This window comes from Leptospira gomenensis, assembly GCF_004770155.1.
GTDB classification, from domain to species: domain Bacteria; phylum Spirochaetota; class Leptospiria; order Leptospirales; family Leptospiraceae; genus Leptospira; species Leptospira gomenensis.
Genome location: NZ_RQFA01000028.1, coordinates 119,579 through 139,656, shown reverse-complemented (window position 1 = coordinate 139,656; position 20,078 = coordinate 119,579). Strand labels below are relative to the sequence as shown.

Annotated in this window: 18 protein-coding genes; 9 read left to right on the top strand and 9 right to left on the bottom strand. The window is 47.3% G+C overall.

Features of this window, described 5'->3' with window-relative positions; translation table 11 throughout:
- Positions 1–51: 51 nt before the first annotated feature.
- Positions 52–1,581 (bottom strand): RCC1 domain-containing protein, encoded by a 1,530-nt coding sequence (locus tag EHQ17_RS06400; RefSeq protein WP_135592558.1) that lies wholly within the window; start codon positions 1,579–1,581, stop codon positions 52–54.
- A 412-nt stretch (positions 1,582–1,993) separates the two neighbouring features.
- Between EHQ17_RS06400 and EHQ17_RS06395 the strand changes: the two genes are divergently transcribed.
- Together EHQ17_RS06395 and lsa20 are read left to right on the top strand one after the other, a co-directional pair.
- Positions 1,994–3,481 carry an NADase-type glycan-binding domain-containing protein gene (locus EHQ17_RS06395; RefSeq protein WP_135592647.1) on the top strand — a complete coding sequence of 496 codons (1,488 nt, stop codon included), beginning with the start codon at positions 1,994–1,996 and terminating at the stop codon, positions 3,479–3,481.
- Entirely contained in the window at positions 3,478–4,083 is a 606-nt protein-coding gene (gene lsa20, locus EHQ17_RS06390; RefSeq protein ID WP_135592554.1) for an LIC11469 family lipoprotein adhesin Lsa20, read from the top strand. The genes EHQ17_RS06395 and lsa20 overlap by 4 nt, the downstream gene beginning before the upstream one ends.
- A gap of 18 nt (positions 4,084–4,101) precedes the next feature.
- Here the strand turns inward: lsa20 and EHQ17_RS06385 are convergent, their stop codons facing one another.
- From EHQ17_RS06385 to EHQ17_RS06365, 5 genes are all read right to left on the bottom strand, one after another.
- Positions 4,102–4,764 carry an MORN repeat-containing protein gene (locus EHQ17_RS06385; protein ID WP_135592552.1) on the bottom strand — a complete coding sequence of 221 codons (663 nt, stop codon included), beginning with the start codon at positions 4,762–4,764 and terminating at the stop codon, positions 4,102–4,104.
- 663 nt (positions 4,765–5,427) lie between these two features.
- Complete coding sequence (locus EHQ17_RS06380; protein ID WP_135592550.1) at positions 5,428–6,294, bottom strand: DMT family transporter; 867 nt, start codon at positions 6,292–6,294, stop codon at positions 5,428–5,430.
- Positions 6,295–6,394: 100 nt separating this feature from the next.
- A complete protein-coding gene (locus EHQ17_RS06375) occupies positions 6,395–7,474 on the bottom strand; it encodes a fatty acid desaturase (protein ID WP_135592548.1) in 1,080 nt (359 codons plus the stop codon).
- A 116-nt stretch (positions 7,475–7,590) separates the two neighbouring features.
- A complete protein-coding gene (locus EHQ17_RS06370) occupies positions 7,591–8,700 on the bottom strand; it encodes an AraC family transcriptional regulator (RefSeq protein WP_246057430.1) in 1,110 nt (369 codons plus the stop codon).
- Between the two features lie 130 nt (positions 8,701–8,830).
- A complete protein-coding gene (locus EHQ17_RS06365) occupies positions 8,831–9,106 on the bottom strand; it encodes an RNA recognition motif domain-containing protein (RefSeq protein WP_100765185.1) in 276 nt (91 codons plus the stop codon).
- Positions 9,107–9,726: 620 nt separating this feature from the next.
- Here EHQ17_RS06365 and EHQ17_RS06360 point away from each other — a divergent pair.
- The 4 genes from EHQ17_RS06360 (at position 9,727) to EHQ17_RS06345 (ending at position 16,025) form a co-directional block, all read left to right on the top strand.
- The gene (locus EHQ17_RS06360) at positions 9,727–11,313 is read left to right on the top strand and encodes a BTAD domain-containing putative transcriptional regulator (protein WP_135592546.1); all 1,587 of its coding nucleotides are present in this window, start codon (positions 9,727–9,729) and stop codon (positions 11,311–11,313) included.
- Positions 11,314–12,097: 784 nt separating this feature from the next.
- Positions 12,098–12,985, top strand: a complete 888-nt coding sequence (locus EHQ17_RS06355) for a hypothetical protein (protein ID WP_246057429.1) — start codon at positions 12,098–12,100, stop codon at positions 12,983–12,985.
- Positions 12,986–13,031: 46 nt separating this feature from the next.
- A complete protein-coding gene (locus tag EHQ17_RS06350) occupies positions 13,032–14,039 on the top strand; it encodes a putative solute-binding protein (protein ID WP_135592544.1) in 1,008 nt (335 codons plus the stop codon).
- 21 nt (positions 14,040–14,060) lie between these two features.
- Entirely contained in the window at positions 14,061–16,025 is a 1,965-nt protein-coding gene (locus tag EHQ17_RS06345) for a TRAP transporter large permease subunit (protein WP_135592542.1), read from the top strand.
- A 45-nt stretch (positions 16,026–16,070) separates the two neighbouring features.
- On the opposite strand, the gene rktP is transcribed toward EHQ17_RS06345, so the two are convergent.
- From rktP to EHQ17_RS06330, 3 genes are read right to left on the bottom strand one after another with little or no spacing between them, the layout of a single operon-like run.
- Positions 16,071–17,168: an Arg-Lys translocation region protein phosphatase RktP gene (gene rktP, locus EHQ17_RS06340; protein WP_135592540.1), complete on the bottom strand. Its 1,098-nt coding sequence runs from the start codon at positions 17,166–17,168 to the stop codon at positions 16,071–16,073.
- 1 nt (position 17,169) lies between these two features.
- A complete protein-coding gene (gene tatC, locus EHQ17_RS06335; RefSeq protein ID WP_167881238.1) occupies positions 17,170–17,964 on the bottom strand; it encodes a twin-arginine translocase subunit TatC in 795 nt (264 codons plus the stop codon).
- Positions 17,965–17,975: 11 nt separating this feature from the next.
- Positions 17,976–18,236 carry a Sec-independent protein translocase subunit TatA/TatB gene (locus EHQ17_RS06330; RefSeq protein ID WP_135592536.1) on the bottom strand — a complete coding sequence of 87 codons (261 nt, stop codon included), beginning with the start codon at positions 18,234–18,236 and terminating at the stop codon, positions 17,976–17,978.
- Between the two features lie 337 nt (positions 18,237–18,573).
- Here EHQ17_RS06330 and EHQ17_RS06325 point away from each other — a divergent pair, with 337 nt between their 5' ends.
- The 3 genes from EHQ17_RS06325 to trxA all read left to right on the top strand — a co-directional run bounded on the left by EHQ17_RS06325 (position 18,574) and on the right by trxA (position 20,067).
- Positions 18,574–18,759 (top strand): hypothetical protein, encoded by a 186-nt coding sequence (locus EHQ17_RS06325; protein ID WP_135592534.1) that lies wholly within the window; start codon positions 18,574–18,576, stop codon positions 18,757–18,759.
- Between the two features lie 130 nt (positions 18,760–18,889).
- Positions 18,890–19,702: a hypothetical protein gene (locus tag EHQ17_RS06320; protein ID WP_135592532.1), complete on the top strand. Its 813-nt coding sequence runs from the start codon at positions 18,890–18,892 to the stop codon at positions 19,700–19,702.
- Between the two features lie 50 nt (positions 19,703–19,752).
- Positions 19,753–20,067 carry a thioredoxin gene (trxA, locus tag EHQ17_RS06315; protein ID WP_100747069.1) on the top strand — a complete coding sequence of 105 codons (315 nt, stop codon included), beginning with the start codon at positions 19,753–19,755 and terminating at the stop codon, positions 20,065–20,067.
- The last annotated feature ends 11 nt before the right edge of the window (positions 20,068–20,078 follow it).

Sequence of the window (20,078 nt, the reverse complement as noted above, 5' to 3'; positions counted from 1 at the left end):
TGGCGCTATCGCAAGGAAAAGACGGATAAAGTGCATTCGATTACCTGAATATTATGGAATATTTATGTGTACGGGAGTGGCGGCTCCCCAACTGTTCTGTAGGTCCGGACGTCCCAGGGAACCTTTGAAATTCCAACCCCATCCGTAAACGGATCCGTCCCGTAAAAGCCCGAAGTTATGCGTGGCTCCGCATCCGAAGTGGACGAGTCCGTCGATTCCGATCACCGCCGCTCCGGGTTCGTAGACTTTCGTAGTGGTGGTGTTTCCGATTCCCAGATTGGCCGTGGCGCCGTTGGCTCCCCAACCTCGGGCGCTTCCGTCGGAAATGACGGCGAAACTCTGGGTTCCGCCGGCCCAAACGGATACGGCATTTGTAATATTCAAAACTTGTGTTGGAGTTGGCGTGGGGGCGGGGGAGCCGGTTCCTCCGATTCCCAACTGACCGCTCGCGTTTAATCCCCAGGAAAAAACCGTTCCGTCTTCTTTGAGAGCAAGGATATGATCGCGTCCGTTCGCTATCTGTATGACACCCGTTAAACCGGGGACCTTCTCCGGGGTCGAGTGAACCGTCGTCCCGGTTTCCACGCTTCCGTTTCCTAGGTTGCCGTATTGGTTTCTTCCCCATACGTAAACTTCTCCCGAGGCGGTCAATGCGGCGGAATGTTGCGAACCCGCGACGATCTGGATTACCTCCGTCAGACCTACGACGTCAACGGGCGAGGTGGAAATGCTGTTTGCGCCCAAACCGGTGGCTCCGTTTCCTAATTGACCGACGTTATTGAGACCGAACGACACGACTGTTCCGTCCGCTTTGAGAACGAGGGCGTGATCGAAACCGTACGCGCCCATCACCGCGTTCGTAATTCCGGGAACTTCGGTAGGAGGTTGTCTTGGACCGGCATTTGCGGGAGTTGTCGGGTCCGTGTTGTTGTTCCCGATTCCGAGTTGTCCGTTGGCGTTGGTTCCCCAAGCGTAGACCTTGCCGTTTTTGGCGACGGCCATCGAGCTGTTCTGATTAAAATGAATGCTGGATATCTCCGGCAAAGAATCGAGTTGAGTGATCGTATCGTTGATCCCGTCGCCTGTCGAATGTCCGGTTCCCAATTGGCCGAAGTTGTTCCGACCGGTCGTATAAACGGATCCGTTTTTTAAAAAACCGGAATGGGCTCCTCCCGCGGTCAGTTTGGTTCCGAAGTAAACGTGTATTTCTTTTTTGGTTATCGAGCCGTCGGAACCGGTTCGTTCGACCCCAATCGTATTGTCTCCGTTTTCGGGAAAAAATCGGGAGGTATGTGTGGAAGAGGGAGTCGCGATCCATTCCTCCATTTTTTCTCCATTGCGGAAAACGGAAAATTTTCCCGCAGACTCCGTGGAAACGGTAGTTTCCAAACGGTAGACGGTCGTAATTTCTCCTTCCCGAGGAGAAACGATTTGAAATTCGTTTGGTTCCGTCGGTTCGGCCGAGTGAGAGGACGCGGGAGAGAGTCCCAAAGCGGCCAGAGAGGAGGGATCGGTCGGTTTTTCTCCGCAAGCGACAAAAAACCAGAGTAGAAAAAGGAAAAACGGGGATTTACACTTCATAGAATGGGGTTCCTCAATAGATTGATAATGAGTTTAATTCTCAATATCAATCTAGCCATACAAAGTCCATCGTTCTCCTGGTCAAGGATTTTCTGGAAGGATCGTTTCCTTGAGCCGGAAGCAAATTCAGGGAGGCGGGGAACGAAGCATCCAATCCAACGTTCTCGGATTCTCGATCGGCGTTGCGCAGAATCGAATCGTATACAATACAATCAGAAGTCCGATCGGGCAGGTTAAAAAAGAGAGTAAACCGACGGAATCGGTCGTGACGAAACAAAAGTAAACGGCGGAATCAAGGACCACATCGTTTTTTGAATCCGGTTTTCTTCCCCGAAACGCCGGTTTCTTTCCATTTGACATCGAATCGAGGATTCTTATCATCGTGGAAATTCTTTTTGGGAGAATCCATTTGATGACCCGATCGTATCTCCGACAGATTTTCATAGTTTTGTTCGTAAGCGTTCTGCTCTCCTCTTGTAAAAAGGAACTCAGCGTTTCGATGGCTACCTCCACTTCCCTAAGCGATAAGCTCGCATTCGCCGCGTTAGGCGGAGGAAATTGGAAACCGGAAGAAGGGGCCGAATTCGTAAAGATGCATTTTTATCCGGACGAGGGATTTCAGCTGAAACGGGTGGAAGTGGATTCCTGCAAAGGAGAATTCAACGACGCGGTTACGGCTTACGTCAATTTCGACGAGATCGGAGCTTCCGCTACGTTGAACGGAAAAAAGGCGACGGTCGCTTTCGAGCAGGCGGTTTTTGCGCGTTCGGTTACGATCAACTTCCGTAAGAACAAAGATCTTTGTATCGGAGACGTGCGTTTCTACGACGAAGGGGACAAACAATTCTCCCTGAAATTACCTAAGATCGTGGAAGGTTCCGCTAAGGCTTCCGAAACGGCCAGCCCGGTTTTGTCCTACGACGTTATGAATCTTTTCGATTCCCGTTACGAATACGCTTGGGCCTCCGATAAAAAAGGCAAAGGTGTTACGTTGGATTTCCGTTTTTCCCAACCGCAAAAAATCACCAAACTCAAAATCTGGAACGGCTATCAAAGATCCGATCAACACTGCTATTCTAACGGAAGACTCAAAACGGCGACTTTAACCGGAGATAACGGTTATAAACAAACGATTCAAGTTAAGGACATACTCGGTCCTCAGGAAATAGAACTCGAAAAAACGTTCGAGGGAGTTTCTCTTCGTCTGACGGTGGATGATATCTACGCGGGAAAGATGTATAAGGGTTTGGTGTTAAGCGAAATCCGTTTCGGACAGGATAAGAATTGGGTATTGATCAATCCGATCGTCCGCTCCCAGAGTATCGCACGCGCCAATCACCTTCAATTTACGGCTTCCGATCTGAATTCCGTTTTGAATCACGGACTCCGCGGCTCGGAAATTTCCTCTCTTCCCGTAGAAATCCAAAGTACGGAAACGCTCTCCTCCGCGGAAGCGGCCCCTCCTTCCGAGACACGGGACGATTCGTATCGTGTGGAATCGAATTGGTCGCTTCGGATTCGTTCCGACGGTTCCTTTTTTATGGAAGGGGACACGAAAGACACGGCCTCTTCTGAGGAAGGTGTGATCAACAAGACGAGCAAATTCTACGCGATCGGCAACTACGAAGTAAAGGAATCCACTCCGCAGGAACTGAAACTGAGAGTCTTCGGTTATATGAGGAAATATTCCTCCTCCTTCGAAACGAAATACTCGGACATGGACATGGATTGTAACGGTTGTGGAAGGGATTGTAACATGGGAGAATCCGATCCGGATAAAAAGGAGATCATCTTCCAGGACTTCGTGACCATAAAAAAACTGAACGGGAACGTCTACGTACAAAACACGAGTCCGAATCGGAAATTGGATTTCCGCGTTTTAGAAATGGCTTTAGAATGATACATTCTAAAAAAATAATTTTATTTTTTCTAATATACTTTTTTCTCGTCTCTTGCGGAAAAAAAGGATCCGCTTCGGAGGAGAGTTTGGAACCTGTGGATTTCGATCCGGATCGTTCGATCCGAGTAGGAATCCTGTGGGAAAAAAAGAAGTTTCCCTTCGAAATGGAATTGTACGAAGGTGCCATCCAAAGACCGGTCGATCTTTGGGCGACAGGTAGCGTCAAAAACATCGAAGACGCTCCCGTTTCGATTCGAATCGAAGGTAACGATCTTTTCCTCAAACCCGGAGCCAAAAAAAAGTTCGTGCTCGTCGTGAAAAACGATAGCGACAGGGATTTTTATTTTTTTGCGGCTCCGCATTCCATGGAACCGGCGGAAGGTTCCCTTGGTTTCAAATTCAAATGCCTGTGTATCAACCACGCGTTTTACGTGCCGGCGCGCGAGATCTGGTACCGTGTCGTCGAGCTCAGAACCGGAGGGGAGGCGTTGAGCCGCGACCTCAGGATCAAACATACTTTGATCGGTATGGATGAGGAAAGGATTCGAATTTACCAAAAGGGATTGAGCGGAGAGAATGCGGCCGGGGACGTTTTGGAGTAAGCCGGCCTTTTCTGAAATTCAGTGCAGTGGATCTATGTTCCCGGTTTCGCCGAGGGTTCCTCCGCAGAGTACGATCTTATTTTCCACCCTACATTGTTTTTTAGAACCGTCAAACGAGGAACTCAACGTTCCCGAAGCGGAATTCTTTTCGTCCTGAAATTCTCCTTCGTAAACGGATGTGTCCGGAAAACGTACCTTTCCCATGCCGATCATCGTTCCGTTTTGAAAGTTACCCTCCAGGATGGATCCGTTCCGAAAGATATACGTTCCGTTTCCTTCCTTTACGTCGTCCTTAAACGTTCCTTCGAATTTGTCTCCGTTTGCGTATTTCATCCTTCCCGAACCGTTGCGCATATCGTTCTGAAAAGAGCCCGAGTATTCGTCGTCGTTGTCATAGACATAAGTTCCTCTTCCGTTCACGCAGTCACCCTGGATACAACCCTTGCCGGGAGCGTTTCCCGGATCTGCGATCGTGGATCGGTCCGATGCGGTCTGCTCTTCCATAGCTGCGGAACGACTCGCGGTATTCGCCGGTTCGTCCGGGGAAAGTTTTTTATCTCCCGAAGAACAAGAGATATAAATAAAAAGGAACATAAGAACGGATCCGTTTCTCACGTTTCGGATTCGGTCCGCCGACTTCAATAGAATTATAATTTTTGAATACATTTCGGAGGTGGCCATAGTCAAAATATTATTTATACAGCTTACTTCTGTCAAATCCAATTCTAACCCGCGGATTCGGAGACGGAGATTGATAAACGAAGAAAGTGCGAATCCAATTTTTTCTTATAATGTCGGATAAGATTTTCCCGAAGTCGTACGGGAAAGAGTTCTTGTCAGACTTTTCTTGTTCCTTCCTTTTGCGGAGGAAAGTTTTATACAGCGATTCGGACATAAGTCGGGGAGTTCTTTTTTTTCGGAGAAATTCTTAAATTTATCAACGCACGGATCAATTTTTCTCGTATAAATTCCGATTGTGAATCGTCGCCTGCCTAAGAGATCGTTTCCGTTTTGGATCGGGAGGATACGTTCCGTTCTACCGGGAACACGAACGAAGAAAACGTGCCGCGGTAAAACGGGAATTTGTACGGAAAAAAAATACCTTTCTTCGATTCCCTTCCTTTGATTTTTTACGGCTCCGCGGCGCGCTACCTCGTGCGCCTTGTCCGGAACGTTTTAGGTTCTTGCAAAAAACGGAATGTATTTCTGCGTAAACGATCGTACGTCTGGATTTTCACGGGGTTTTCTCGGGAAGACGGAAAAGTCCCGGATTTGTATATACGATTGTCCTTTTGAAAAAGGGAGAGGATCGAATATGGGAAGAGTAAATTCAAATTTCATAATTTACGAATCCTTTTTGTATCGGATCGTTTCCAATGTTCCTGCGACTACGATCAAGGTTCCTCCGATGATTTCCCGAACGCCGGGGATATCGCCGAGGATCAACCAGGCTAACAAGACGGAATACACCGGTTGAATCCCGGAAAGGATTCCGGCGGTTTTGAGTTTTAGACGAAACATGGACTTTACGAAAAGCGTATGTGCGAACGCGGTAAAGAACGTTCCCAAAAGAAAAATCAATCCCAGCGAACGCGCGTTTGTCGGAATTGGTTCGAAATAACACACCGGGGCGAGTATAAAAGCCGAACTCAGGGTTTGTTGAAACATAACCTGCGCGCTTCCGTGATGCGAAAGATACCGTTTCGCTATCAAATTCCGCAGAGCGAACGTAAACGCGGATAAAACTCCGAGAAGGATCCCTAAGATAAGATCGTTTCCAGGTCCGAATTCGGGTATAAGAATCGCCACTCCGATGGACACGAGGATCGCCAACGCGACGTCCTTCCCGGTCGGTTTCGTTTCGAAGTAGAAAGGTTCCAAAAATACGGTCATAACCGGATGTGTGAAAAGTGTCAGGACGGCGACGGCGGGAGAAGCGAATCGGGCCGATGCGAAAAAGAAAATCCAGTGAAACGCCAATAGGATTCCGCTTCCGAGACCGGCCCGGTTTTCTTTTGTTTCGGTAAAGAACACCGGCTTGCCCCTCCACTTCAAAAAAAGATACAAACCCGCGCTCGCAAAAAAAGTCCTTCCGAACGTGATCATCCAAACGCTTTCATCCACGAGTTTGGCGAAGAGTATGTTTCCGCTGATGAGCATCATCGCGAATTGAAATTCTAAAAAGATTCTGGTTTTGGTTTCTGAAGGCATCGAGTTGTTTTCCCTCGTAGTCACCGTTTCGGTAACTGCAAAAACGTCTTATCGACCAAAGAATGATATATCTCTTAGACTTGAAAACAAAATTGATTCTTTAAGTGGGTTCCGGATCGTATCGGTTGGCGCGCAACATACTTTCGAAATCGTTGAATCGGATCCCGTATCGTTTCATCGCGGGATGAACGAAGGGCGCGACCATCTGTCTGAGATAAAAGGGCTGATTGACCACGAAGTGATGGATTCCGTGAGTGCTCCCGAAATTAAAACAAAACAAGTGCAGCGGCGCCAAGAACCACGCGTTCCATACTTGTGTCTGTTGATGGATTCCGCGTACGTCTCCGTAGTAGTGCATGTTCGAAGATACGATCTGTATGCTGGACTGACGGATCCAGTTCGGCAAAAGGTAAACGACTCCGATTAAGTTGAGAAAGGAGCGGATCGTCTCCAAAGTTTCGGAAAACGGCAGGGAAATCGGAAAGCCCATCCAATGGTTCGCGTAATACGACACGTTCCAAAGAAGAAAATTGTACCAAAGCGCGTAAAAAAGTACGAGCCACGGCCAACTTTCTCGAACGATTTCCTTACGTTTGAATTTGGGTGCGTCACGTGCCAACTTTCTAAAGTTCAGAATTGCGGATACGTTTCCGTCGATCATCGCGAACAATCTCGACCAACCGGCGTTCATTCCGTTGCCGATCAATCGTTCCTCGATGTCGTCCTTGTTTCCGGAGACCTTGTGATGCAAAATGTGAATCATTCTTCGATACCAAGGACTGATCGTGTTTCCTCGTAAAATCCAAACCGTCCAGAAAATCAGATTCTGTTTTTTTGGATCGTCTTTGAAATACAGATTGTGGATCGTATCGTGTTCTATCTCGTGTAAGAAGGACGCGAAGACCGCGTTGGTTACGATCGCGACCCAGGCAGGGATCAGTTCCGCGATATACGCGCTTGCGGTTAGGAACATCATTCCCGCCGATCCGACGGTGATCGACGCTCCCCAAAGATTCTGACGTTCGAGGATCGGAAATTTTTTTCTGAGTTTTTTATCGCGAAAGCGGATCCAACGTATGATCCGTACGTTTTTTTCTCTCGTATTCAGGTTTAGTAGTCGTTTCGTTTTTTTTGCGATCGATGTTTCGATTTCGTTTTTCGCTGTTTGTCGGGCGTTCATGTCGCCTCCTCGATTGTTTCCCGCGGATTGTAACTCCGATCAGAAGAAACGTCGTCCCATTCTATCGATTTCGACGTAGGGGATCGACCGAATCGATAAATTGCAACCGGAGGATTTTAGTTTTTCGACGCCGCCTTGGTCCTGTATTCGCTCGGTGTGAGTCCGGTGATTTTTTGGAACGCACGGTTGAAAGAGGATTTCGTCCTAAATCCCACGGAGTAAGCTATATCCAATACGTTCGTGTTCGGTTCTTCCGCGAGAAGTTTACACGCCTCCGTGATTCGATAATCGTTTACGAAAACCGAAAAACTTTTTCCGAGTTCCTGATTGAGAAATTCGGAAATCTGATGAGTGGACAAGGCCAGTTCGTCCGCAAGATCGCCGAGACTCAGATCCTCATTTCGGTAAAAAAATTCTTTCTCCATCAACTGAAGCAGATTCTCCTTGAGGACATCCCGGTCGATTCCCACCAAAAGCGAACGCGCGTATTTGGCCTTCGTGGCCCGGGTCACTTCCTGCAGTTTCTGGAAAAAACCGGGATATCGATGACCGATCAGATACGCCGCACAAAGCGAGATTCCCATTCCTCCGGCGGCGAGAATCAAAAATTCTCCTCGTTTGGTGGTTAGGAAGCAAAACCCCAGACTTAGGTGAATTACGGTAACGATCACGAGAAAACTCAGGATTCTCGCGGTGGGTTCGTTTTTCCAAACCTCCCAACGCCATAAATCCCTGGAGTTTTTTAATACGAGAATTACGTATCCTCCGATTTCGACGAACGCAGGTCCGAGAACCCAATCCAAAGGACCTGGAAAAATTCTTTTCACGAACGCGGTTTCGATGAGAGGAATCGGGTCGAAAAAAAAATGCGGGAAAACGAACGATATCCATGCATACGCCAACAATCCGGCCGAAGGAAACGACGCGTGTACCAAAACGTCGCGGATGGAAACGGGGAAAATTTCTCCGACGCTGATACGATGGATTCCGTACAAGACCGGTCCTACGGAATACAAGACCGGGATGTGCAAAAATACGAACCAGGAAAAAGAAGGAAGTTTTCCGTTTAAGAGCAGGATCGAACCGGCCTGTAACACGGACATTCCCAGAAAAAGAATTCCTAAAAGATAATTGAGTCGGCTTTTGTGGGGAAGAACGATTTGTCCGAAGAACATCAAACAACCCAACGAGGAACCGAAGATTCCCATCCAGAAAAGAAAATACACAATGGAACTAGGAAGAAAGGAATTAGGATCGGAAAAGAACAATCCGAAGAAAGGCACGACTGCGAACGTTACGATAAAAACGTACGTATAACAAGGGAGAAAAGCGGATTGCCTTTCTCCCTTGGGGAAATCAATATCTGGATTTCGATTTTTCCGGAAACGGTTTTTTAGGAAGGGCTTCGTTGACCTTGATTTCTCTTCCACGGATTTGTGTTCCGTTTAAGCCGTCGATCGCCGCGTTGCCTTCGTCCTTGTTCGCCATTTCCACAAATGCGAGTCCCCGGGATTTTCCGGAAAGTTTATCTGTGATGATTCGTACAGAGGTTACTTCTCCAAAAGATTCAAATGCTTTGCGGAGATCGTCTTCGGTTGCCTGATAGGCGAGGTTGCCTATGTAAATGTTCATGAGAAAAGGTCCTTACAAAAAATTACTGGTTTTGAAGTTTGAATCGGTACGAGGGAGATCCATCCATCAGCGGAGTGAAGAAGAGAGATAACCTTTCCTGGATACGAACATCATTCAAAAAATTCTCAACTGACCCGGGAAAAGGCAGGTTAAGATTCCAGTCGCGCTTACGCTACTCAGAGTCAAAAAAATGTCAACAAATTCTCGGAAATTCTATCGTGGTCGCACAAAAATCGAATTTGGATTTCGGTTTTTCTGGATCGGGTTTTCCGGCGTTCTTCGCGGGTTAAAACGAGCAATTGCTCTTATTTTTCCGGATCGGAATCGTGACCTTTTCTTTGCGATAAAACCTTCTCGAATCGGGAATACGGTTCGGAAGAACATAAGAATTTTCTGATTTTCCAATGTTTTCGCTTCGGATCGGACTCGGTTTTTCGAAGAGGAGATCGACGGTCGGTGTCGTTTTTCGAATGGATTTCGATGAAAAAAACGTCGAACCTACCGAAAACGGATTTAAAATTCTAGATTCTGCATATTCTTATCACTCCGCGGGAATTTCGAGCGTAGATTGATACGCGAGATCCGGCTTCGACGACGGGATAGGTAAGGATTCCAAAAAGATGAACGTGACATTGTATGAGATTTTTTGTTATTCGGTCGCGGTCATTCTTTCGTGTAGAACGTTACATTGCCTTTTTCGATTCTATCAAAGTAGAAAAAGGAAATATCTTTTTTACTTCGCGTTTTTGCAGGCGACGTATGTTTTTTATCTGCTTTCTTTCACCAAAACGATCAACGTCTCTTTTCCTCAGGAAGCCCTTTTTTGGGAAAGGTTGGAGAACGCCTGTATCCCGATTTTCGGATCGGGTTTGATTCTTTTCGTCAATAGTTATCGGCGGATTTTCAGTAAGGATTTCGTTTATCTATATGTTCTTTTGAACGTATTGTTGTCCGGGATGATTCTGGCGGATCCCAATTCTTACCAGATCGGAACGGCTCATCGGAGGGATTTCCCGACGCTCGGAATCGTGATTCACGAAACCGACCAACCCCTTTTGATTCAGTATTTTTATCTTTCCGGAATTCTGATGATCGTTTGGACTTTGTTCCAAGTGATCTCGAAGTTTTTCCGGAATCCTTTTCGGCACCAGCTTTTACTCGCCGGTTTGATCGTATTTTGTGTGAACGTATTTTTGGATCTTTTGTCGGCTATGGATGTAGTTCCCTTTCCGTATACTTCTCCGTTCGGTTTTCTGATTTTGTCGTTTTGTGTGGATTCTTTTTTGAACGTAAACCAATCGGAAAGAGAGATCCGAGATGAATTGAAACGGGTTCTTCAAACTCCGGGGAAATTCGCGACGTTAAAAAAGGGTGGCTTGACCGGAAAGGACTCGATCGTTTTCGAAACGGCTTACCGAGAGAATTCGATAGGAAACCTGGTCCAGGAGAGGCTTTTGATTCGCACGTTAGGCGATCTTGAGTTCGAACGAGGAGGGATCCGGATTCCGAGGTCGGAAATAACTCACAAAAAGAAATTGCTCCAACTCGTAAAATTGCTTCTGATCCGTTTCGAAGACGGGATTCCTATCGAGGAATTGACGGAGTCGCTCTGTTCCGGAATGGCCGACGGAAACGCATTCAATAGTTTGCATGCACTTTGCTTTCGTTTGGGGAAAATTCTCGGTACTCCGGATGTGCTTTCGTTTCGGGAGAACCGCCTTTTCTTCAGACGGGATCTGGTTCTGACCGACTTTCAACGTTTCGAAAAACATTTCGAAACGGGCGTCCATGCGATTCATAACGGTGATGTGGAACGTGCGATTTTCGAGTTCCGTGTTGCGCGTTCTTTTTATCGGGGGGATTTTTTCGAATTCGATCCTTACTTTCCGGAATCAGAGATGCGGAGGGAGTATCTTCGCAAAAACCTGATCGAGATTTTTGCGTTTCTTTGCGAACAAGACGAGGATCGGAAAGAGGAGGGGATTCTATTGGAGGACTCCGGAGATTGGATTCGTCTGGATGATTGGGATGAACGGGCGTGGAGGTTTCATTTCGAAGCGTTATCGCGCCTGGATCGTAGGAAGGAAGCGCTCCGTAAGTTCGAGGAATTCCAAAAGAATCTAGGACGAGAATTCGGCGTGGAGCCCGAAGCGGAAACCCTTCGTTTGATCGATCGGATTCGTTCGGATATTTCCACTCGGACCTGATCAGAAACGGAGTAGATCCTGCCATACGCGGGTTGTTGCCTTGGATTTTTACGAAGTTCGTAGAAACGCACGCGATTGCCAGTGCGCGGGCTCGTGCCTTGGATTTTTACGAAGTTCGTATAAACGCACGCGATTGGCGGTGCGCGGGTTCGCACTCTGGATTTTTACGAAGTTCGTAGAAACGCACGCGATTGCCAGTGCGCGGGCTCGTGCCTTGGATTTTTACGAAGTTCGTATAAACGCACGCGATTGGCGGTGCGCGGGTTCGCACTCTGGATTTTTACGAAGTTCGTAGAAACGCACGCGATTGCCAGTGCGCGGGCTCGTGCCTTGGATTTTTACGAAGTTCGTATAAACGCACGCGATTGGCGGTGCGCGGGTTCGTGCTCTGGATTTTTGCGAAGTTCGTAGAAACGCAACGCGAACTCTCCGGGCTCAACCTGCACGATTTAAAGTAAGCGGCAGTTGCGGAACAATTCTGGGGGTTGTGCCGCCGCAAAAAACTCCCGGGAGGTCGCTTGGGAAAAAATAACTCTCGAATGCTTCCCGGAATTCCTACTTTCCAATAAAATAAAACGAACATTCAAAAAAAAATCATGGACGAATGAGACAACCTGAGTAAGGTGCATCAAAATCTCCCTACAAACTGCAGTTCAAAATGAAAATGTTCTCCTTCCGTTTTTTGACTCCTTTATTTGTAACGATTGTTACAATAAATTTAATTTCTTGTTCGGTGGTTTATAAGATTACCGGAAGAACGATCTCGTCCTATTCAGAAGATCATTTGATTCCTTTTCTTTTGGAATCGGATGATTTGGATTCCGTTTGCAATGCGGGAGTCAGCTTGGCTCCTTTGATCGCTTCGTTTGAACGGGTAGGCAAACGTCCCGATCTTCCCGTAATGGTTTCTCTTCTTGGTGCGGGAATGTGCGCGGAGCGCGGTGCTCAAGAGGCCGAACTTCACTATCTCGTTTCCGTTCGGAAGGGGAAAGCGGAAGAAGCGACGGATTATCAGGCCGTCGAGATTCGTAACCATGCACTTGCCGCAAAACGTTTCGGCCAAGCCTACCAACGTTTCGTATCATATTTCGGAGAGTGGAACGGCAAATGCCCTTCTCTTTCGGAAGAGGAACAATTCTATTATCTGATCGGGCTTTCATCGAGTTTACTCGCCATACTTCACGATCGGGCCGCGCAAGGAGCGGCTAACGTGTCCACCGATATTCCGTCCATCGTTTCGGGAGCATCTCGATGTCTCGACCCGGAACGTTGGTGGGGAGTTCCTCTTGCTCTGGAAGCGGTGGTGTGGCTTTCCATTCCAGGAGCGACACCCGCGGGAAAAGATCCCTTTCAACAATTGGATCGTGCGGTCGCGTTAGGTGATAAAGCCGGTGTTTCGCTTTCGAGGGCGTTTCAAATCCAGGCATTGACCGGTAGAGGAAATCAGAACGCGATAAAAAAGGCGATTCAAGATCACGCCAAACACCTGGAAAAATCCGTTTCCCGTCGAGAGTATCAACTCCTGGAAGCATACTCCGAACAACTCTCCAGACACGAATCCGATAAGATCTGGATCAAAGAAAAGGGACATCGTGGTCCTCTTCTTCTCGGCTCGTTTCCTCAGGGCAAACGCGATTTAAAAGAAGACGACGATCTTCTCAAAGGTCTTTGATATTCGTTCGTTCTAAATTAGAATTCAATTGAAAGGAGAATTTTCCATGAAAGGAATCCGTTTCCGTTTATTTTCGATCCTTTGTCTGTTGTCGGCGTTCGTGTTAGAAGCGGCCGATCCGATCAACAAAACGATGTGCGTCTTCGACCCGTCCGGAACTCATGGAGACGTTTATAAGTCGGCGGTCCGTTACCAAGCGCAAGCGCTTCATTGGGGAATTCGTCTCGAACTCAAAGCCTACACCGACGAGGTAGTAGCCAATTCCGATTTTAAAGCGGGTAAATGTAACCTCGCTTTTTTGACCAGTTTGCGCGTGAGAGGATATGTTCCACAATCGGGATCACTGGAAGCGATCGGAGCCCTTCCTAATTACGATCTTCTCAAACGTACGATCGAAGTGCTTTCTAATCCGAAGGCGAGACAGTTGAACGTCGCGGGAGAATACGAAACCATGGCGATGTTCCCCGGTGGAGCGGTGTATCTTCTTTTGAGGGATCGAACTCTCCGATCCATCAAGGATCTTGCCGGAAAAAAAATCGCAACGCTGACCTACGATCAAGCGGCGACTACTATGGTGGACGTAGTCGGTTCCTCGATGGTGCCCGCGGAGATCGCGACCTTTGCCGGAATTTTCAACAACGGAAGAGCCGACGCTTGTTATTCGCCCGCAGTCGGTTTTAAACCTTTGGAATTGATGAAAGGTATTTCGCCTAACGGAGGAATCGTCAAATTCCCGATCGGACAACTTACGTTTCAGATTGTCGGCAAAAGCTCCGATTTCCCCGCCGATTACGGAAATCAATCGAGACAATGGGCGGCCACTCAGTTTGAAACGATGTTAGAGCTGACTCGAAAAGCGGAAAAGGAAGTCCCTTCCAAATATTGGTTGGAAGTTCCGAAAGAGGAGATCAAAGGATATTTCGAAAAATTCCGCGAGGTCCGCATCAAACTCAGGGACAAGGGCGTCTATCACGCTTCGATTCTAAAATTGATGAAAGGCGTCCGTTGTAAGGCCGACGCGAACGCGGAAGAATGTTCTGAATCGCTGGAATAAGTTAGGCGAGTGTAAATCATTATGGCAAAAAAGATCGTATCTTGGGCGGTATTGTTTTTTCTATTCGTTCCGTTGATCCAAAGTTTCGGTCAATTGGTGCAGGCTCGTATGCTGCAGTTAGGCGAAAGTATCTGGCCGCGTTATGCGGAAATCCGGATCCATTGTATCGCCTCCGAGATCGATTCCCTCCAAAAGGTGGAAGTGAACGCGTCCGATTCGGCACTTCTCGAAGAATTGGACCTCGGAGCAGGCTCGGAAACGAACAAAACAAAGCCCGAAACGAAAACGGGCGCGGCGGCTTTTGCTCCGATGGAATTGACTTTCGGACAAAAACTCTATTGCGGAACGGAACGACGACTGTCTACGATCACGATCGCCGCCATCGAATATATTCCGATGACCATGGTTATTCTTCTGTTGATCGCAGGAATCGTATCCACCACCAGACGATACCATATCGCGCTCAAAAATCCGGAAAACCGATCGGAGGAACTGGCTTCCGAAATCAGCCAGATCGGAGCGAATCTGATTTTAATCCTTTCCGCTTCCTATATGCTTCCTTTTAGCAAAGGTGTGGAAGCCCAGATCCAGGTGTTGTGGATCGTCGGTCTCGCCGTTCTGAGTCTATTGAATATTTATAATATTCTAAAATCCGAATTTACTGATCCTCGGGAAAAAGGCGGGATTTCGGAAATTCTCCTTTCGATTCCGCTTTACTGCTGGATGGCGGCGGTCTGCGGAGTTTATTTCGTGTTTATAGAAAAACATCCCGCAGGGCTTGCGATTTATCTCCAAAAACTCACCGCACACGCCACCTTGTATATACAGATCGGCCTTTATGTTTGGACGGGAATTCTTCTTCGGGACACTTCCTTGGGACGGAGATTTTTCGACCTACTTAAACCTTGGAAACTTCCCGCGGAACTTTTGGCGGTAATCGTGGTCGTCGCCGCCGCTCTTCCCACCGCATACAGCGGAGCGTCCGGAATCGTAGTACTTGCGTTAGGCGCCACGATCTTCGTCGAACTCCGAAGGGCGGGGGCTTCTCAGGAAAGGGCTTTGGCCGCGACGGCGATGAGCGGAAGCCTGGGAGTCGTTCTGCCTCCTTGTCTTTTGGTGGTCATCGTCGCTTCGCTCAATTTGGACGTGACGACCGACGAATTGTTTCATTGGGGATGGAGGGTTTTCGGCGTTTCCACCACTTTGTTTTTGGCGGTAAGTTGGTTTTTACGAAAGGAATCCTGGAAGATTCGACCCGAGAAAGACGCTCTGAAAAACACTTGGTCGGTTTTTAAACCGTTCAGTCTTTACATATTGATCGCTGTGATCATCGTGTCCGCGTTGGTTTTCGGACTGAACACGCATTTCGACGAACATACCGCTCCGTATATGCTTCCTATCGCCATGCTCGCACTGATTTTTTGGGATCATAGACAAAGTCGTAAGGAACACCATCCCGCTTCCGCAGCGAGGGATGCGGTGAAAATTTCCAGAACCTCGTACGATACCGGCTCCCATTTGGGAGCGCTCCTGATGCTGATGGGACTCTCGGCGTGTATGGGGGGAGTGTTCGAACGATCCGATGTCGTACATCTTTTTCCTTCGCAACTGGGTTCTCCGATGTCCGCGATGATCGTTTTGACCGTGGCGCTCGTAATCATCGGTATGTTGATGGATCCGTACGGAGCTGTGATATTGGTTTCCGTCACCTTGTATCCGATCGCGAAGGCAAACGGGATCCATCCTCTGAATTTTTGGATGACCGCACTCGTTTCCTTCGAGTTGGGATATCTGACGCCGCCCGTCGCCCTCAATCATCTTTTGACCAAACACGTGGTCCGCGATTATCTCGAAAAGGAAACCCCGATCGGTCACGAAACGTTTTTCGCGAGATACGAGCGGGTTGTGGTTCCGATTATCGTCCTGTTTTTGACGTTGTTATTGACGGCATTCGGACCGATTCTGTATCAGAGTTGGAATTCGTAGGCCGAAAGAAAGGATTCTATTTTAAGAATATTCAAAAAGATGAATTTAGTGCTTGCGTCCGACGGCCAGGAGCGCGCTGGTTTCGAGGACGTTTTTTCCGTATCTACGTTCTAAGGTTCGTCCGCAATCGAGGATCACGTCCCGGGAATTCGGATATTTTTTTCCGTTGAGCGAGTTTTGAAACTGTCTGACGAATTCTCCGGAAGGAATACCGATCGCCGAGAACGTACGATCGGACGTTAAAAGCAGGATTTCCCCGAAGCGGAGCGTGGTTTTTTGAAGGTTGATGTCGCCGGGTTTGTAGTCGAAGTATTTCGACTTCGATTTTTTTTCCAGAACGATTACTTCGTCGTTGCGGAAAAGAAACGGAGACAGTTCCTGAAAACAAACGTAACCCAAATCTCCGGTTCTCGTCTCTAAATAAAAGAGCGAAAGGTTGAGAAAAGGGACGGGCATCTTGGAAAGAGTTTTAGCTATTTTGAATATGAGTTCCTCTCCGCGAATACTCGGGGTTTCCGCGGCCAACGAAACGATACCCTCCAAACGGGCCTTAAACGCGGATTCCAAAACTCCCGGAGAGGAAAAACCGGCAAGAACCCCCGCACAACCGTCCCCCGTAGGAATTACGTTCACATAATCGCAGTTAGATTCGCTGCTCATTCTCGGAAAAAGGGAAATGTCCACGTTGCGGATTTTCGGAAGTTGGATCCGATAAAAGGCCCGTTGAATTCCGTCGGAAAGTTCGCGGGAACGAGTTTGGGAAAGCTCTTGGGAATCGTTTCCTTCCAGTTGTTTTTGTTGAAAAAACTTGATCCGAAACGCACGAACCAATTCCCCGATTTCATCGTCCTGTTCCGCGACGGGAGTTTCCTCGTATACGTCGCTGCCCCAGTCTTGGACCAAGGTCACGAGTCCGCGCATGGAAGCGTAGATGAGTTTTACGGAATAAAAAACCAAAGAGGAAAGAAACAGGGAAAACGAAACCGAAAGAGCCAAACGGATGGAAAGGGAAACCGCCTTGTTTTCGCCCATAGGCGATTTGAGAATGATGTCGTCGAGAACCGTATAAAGCAGAAAAAAAAGAAAACTCAGTACAAAAACCGCGATCGGAAGTTTGAGTTTGGAAGGGATTCGTGCGAGCAATTTATTCTCTCTCTATAAGTTTCATGAGAACGATCGAAACCGCAAATAGGATCGTGAGCGGAACGAACAGGAACAACATCGAAATCAAATCGGGCCCGGGAGAAAGGACCGCGGATGCGATCGCAAGAACGATGATCGCTTCCCTCCATTTGGAAAGAAGAAACGAAGCCCGTATGATTCCCAAACTACCAAGGAGAATGAGTACAACGGGAAGCTGAAAAGATAAACCGAAAATCAAATGGATATTAAAAAAAATTTCATAGTATTCGTCGATGGGAAGTCGCGCTTCGATGTCCGGCGGACGGAAGTTGATCAAAAAAATCCTCAAAAGATTTTCAAAGGCTTCCGTCCAACAAAGCCAGACACCGAACCAAAAAAGACCGGTGCTAAAAAGGATCAGAAATTTTCCGTAACGATCCGTCTTCGGGTCGAGCGCGGGAGAAACGAAACTCCAAAGAAAAAAAAGGACGAAAGGAAGACCCAGAAGGATGGAGATCATAAAGGAGCTCTTTAGATAAATCATAAAGGGCGCCATCAATTTGATCTGATAAAAGGAGGCTTGAGCGCCCAACACGTTTTTGTACGGTTGGGCGAGAATCTTATGGATTTCCTCTCCGTAAAAAAGAGAAATTCCCATGATGACCGAAACCACAAGAAGAGAACGGATCAGAACCATTCGGAGTTCTTCGAGATGATCTCCCAAGGTCATGTACTTCTCCCGATCTATAGGTACGGATTCAGGAGATCGTTCCGGTGCGGGAAGGGGATTCGTTTTGGTTTTTTTGTTTCCTGCCATTCCGCGGATGGTCAGACGGATTTGGATTTTTTCGATTTAGAACCCTTGGCCGGAGCATCTTCTTCTTTGGAAATCGGTTGATTTTGGCCGAGTTGTTGGGAAGAATCTTCGGATTCCCCCGTGAGTGATCTGCGGAATTGGCGGATCCCGTCGCCCAAGTCCTTCGCCAAAGAAGGCAATCGTTTGCCTCCAAAAAGAAGAAGAGCGATGAAAAGAATGAGTAGAATTTCCGTCCAACCGAGCGAACCGAAAACTGCCAATGGTGCGATCATAGTGATACCTCAAGCGGATGTTTGAAGTTCGATCTTTTCACAAGACACAAATCGTTTTGTGAACAAGAAAACTCCGCTCTTAGTTAGACTTTCCCCTCGCTTTTATCTGTCAAATAGTAAGTGGATCGAAATCAGTTCGCTTGTTTCCGGGGAAAACGATTCCGAGTCGGAAAGATCTCTGTCAAAAATGGGTTCTGTTTCCAATCGAGCGACAATTCGGCAATTCGTTTTGGGCGGGAACCGGTTCGGATCGGAAACGGACGGTTTGAAACCGGGGAGAATCCGGAGAAATCGGAAAACGGTTTCTTTTTTTCAAATCGGATCCAAAACGGATTTTATGGAAATTTCTTCTCTTTCGACGGATTTCGGCTCCGGTGCGGAGGCAGCGGTTTCTGTCCGTACTTCTCCGGAAACCCAATCCGCGTCCGACGCCGGAACCTCCGAAAAAATCGAAGGAATTGTGACCGCGCATCCTCCCGACCCGACCCTTTCCACAGGAAGATTGTTGGACACACAAGCCTGATCGTTTTGTTTCTTTCGTCTTCCAAAATTCTTTGAAAAACGCGGGTTTCCGGTCTGTTGTAATCTTTTGAACTTTGGAAGTTACCGATACTTTTACTATATCAGGTTGGAAGTTGGTTTAGACGTAACGTATGGCAATCACCAAAGAACAAAAACAGGAATTCGCGGAAAAACTGACGGACTTCAAAGTATTTTTGGATGATCTGAAAAAGGAGAGCAACCTATTCAAATCACAACTGCGAAAGGATCCGCGTTTAGAACCCTATTACCAGATCGCCCTTTCCGTAAACGCCATCAAAACGATCAATACCTGTCTTTTAGTCAACGACTTGAGTGTCGCGATTTTAGACATCAAAAGCGATACGTACTTGAATACGGGCCGGAAAGAAATTTACAACGCGATCTCTGTCATGGAAAAGATCGTAGGAGTCGATTTCGAGGGCAGCTTAGCGGAAAATAAGGAATTACTCGCAAAAATTCCGGAATTTACTCCGGTGCAGAGATTGAATTTCGTAAAAGCCATTCGTCAGGTAACTAGCAAAACCATCGAGGCGTTCGGGACCAATAGCAAATGGAAGTGGAGTTTTCCGGAAATCCATTTTAAGATCGCGGTTCTTTGTAAGAATTTGTTCGACTTTCGCGCCTTTGAAAAAGAAAGAGATTTGGAAAATCCAAACTATTACATACGACAGGAACATTTTAATTTGGTCCTTGAACTGTGCAACTACGCCGCCTCCGAATACCGGGCCAAGTTCGATCTATCCACCCAAGACGTCGGCGATCTCAAGAAATCAATCGGAATGCTCGAGGTAAACCGGAAGATTCTTCAGACGACAGGGGACGCCACCGACGATCTAGAAAAAACAAAAACGTTGATCGAATCCCTCAAAGAGAAAGTCGAATCCTTAGAAGCGGATAAAGAGAAAAAGAAAAAGAAAAAATAGACCGAACGAGTCTGATATATATTATAGGAAAAAAGGAGACTGAATCAAAGATGGCATTGGCAGAAGTCAACGATTCAAATTTTAAGAGTGAGACATCCGGAGGATTGGTTCTTATCGATTGCTGGGCGGAATGGTGCGGGCCTTGTAGAATGGTGGGACCGGTTTTAGAAGAACTTTCCGGAGAAATGGCGGGAACGGTTAAGATCAAAAAACTGAACGTGGACGACAATCAGGACACGGCCCAGAGCCTGGGAATTTCGTCGATTCCGACTCTTCTTCTTTACAAAGACGGACAACTCGTGGATAAGGTGATCGGAGCTCTTCCAAAAGCACAAATTAAGAATTTTATCGAAAGACACAAATAATTCTTTTTTCT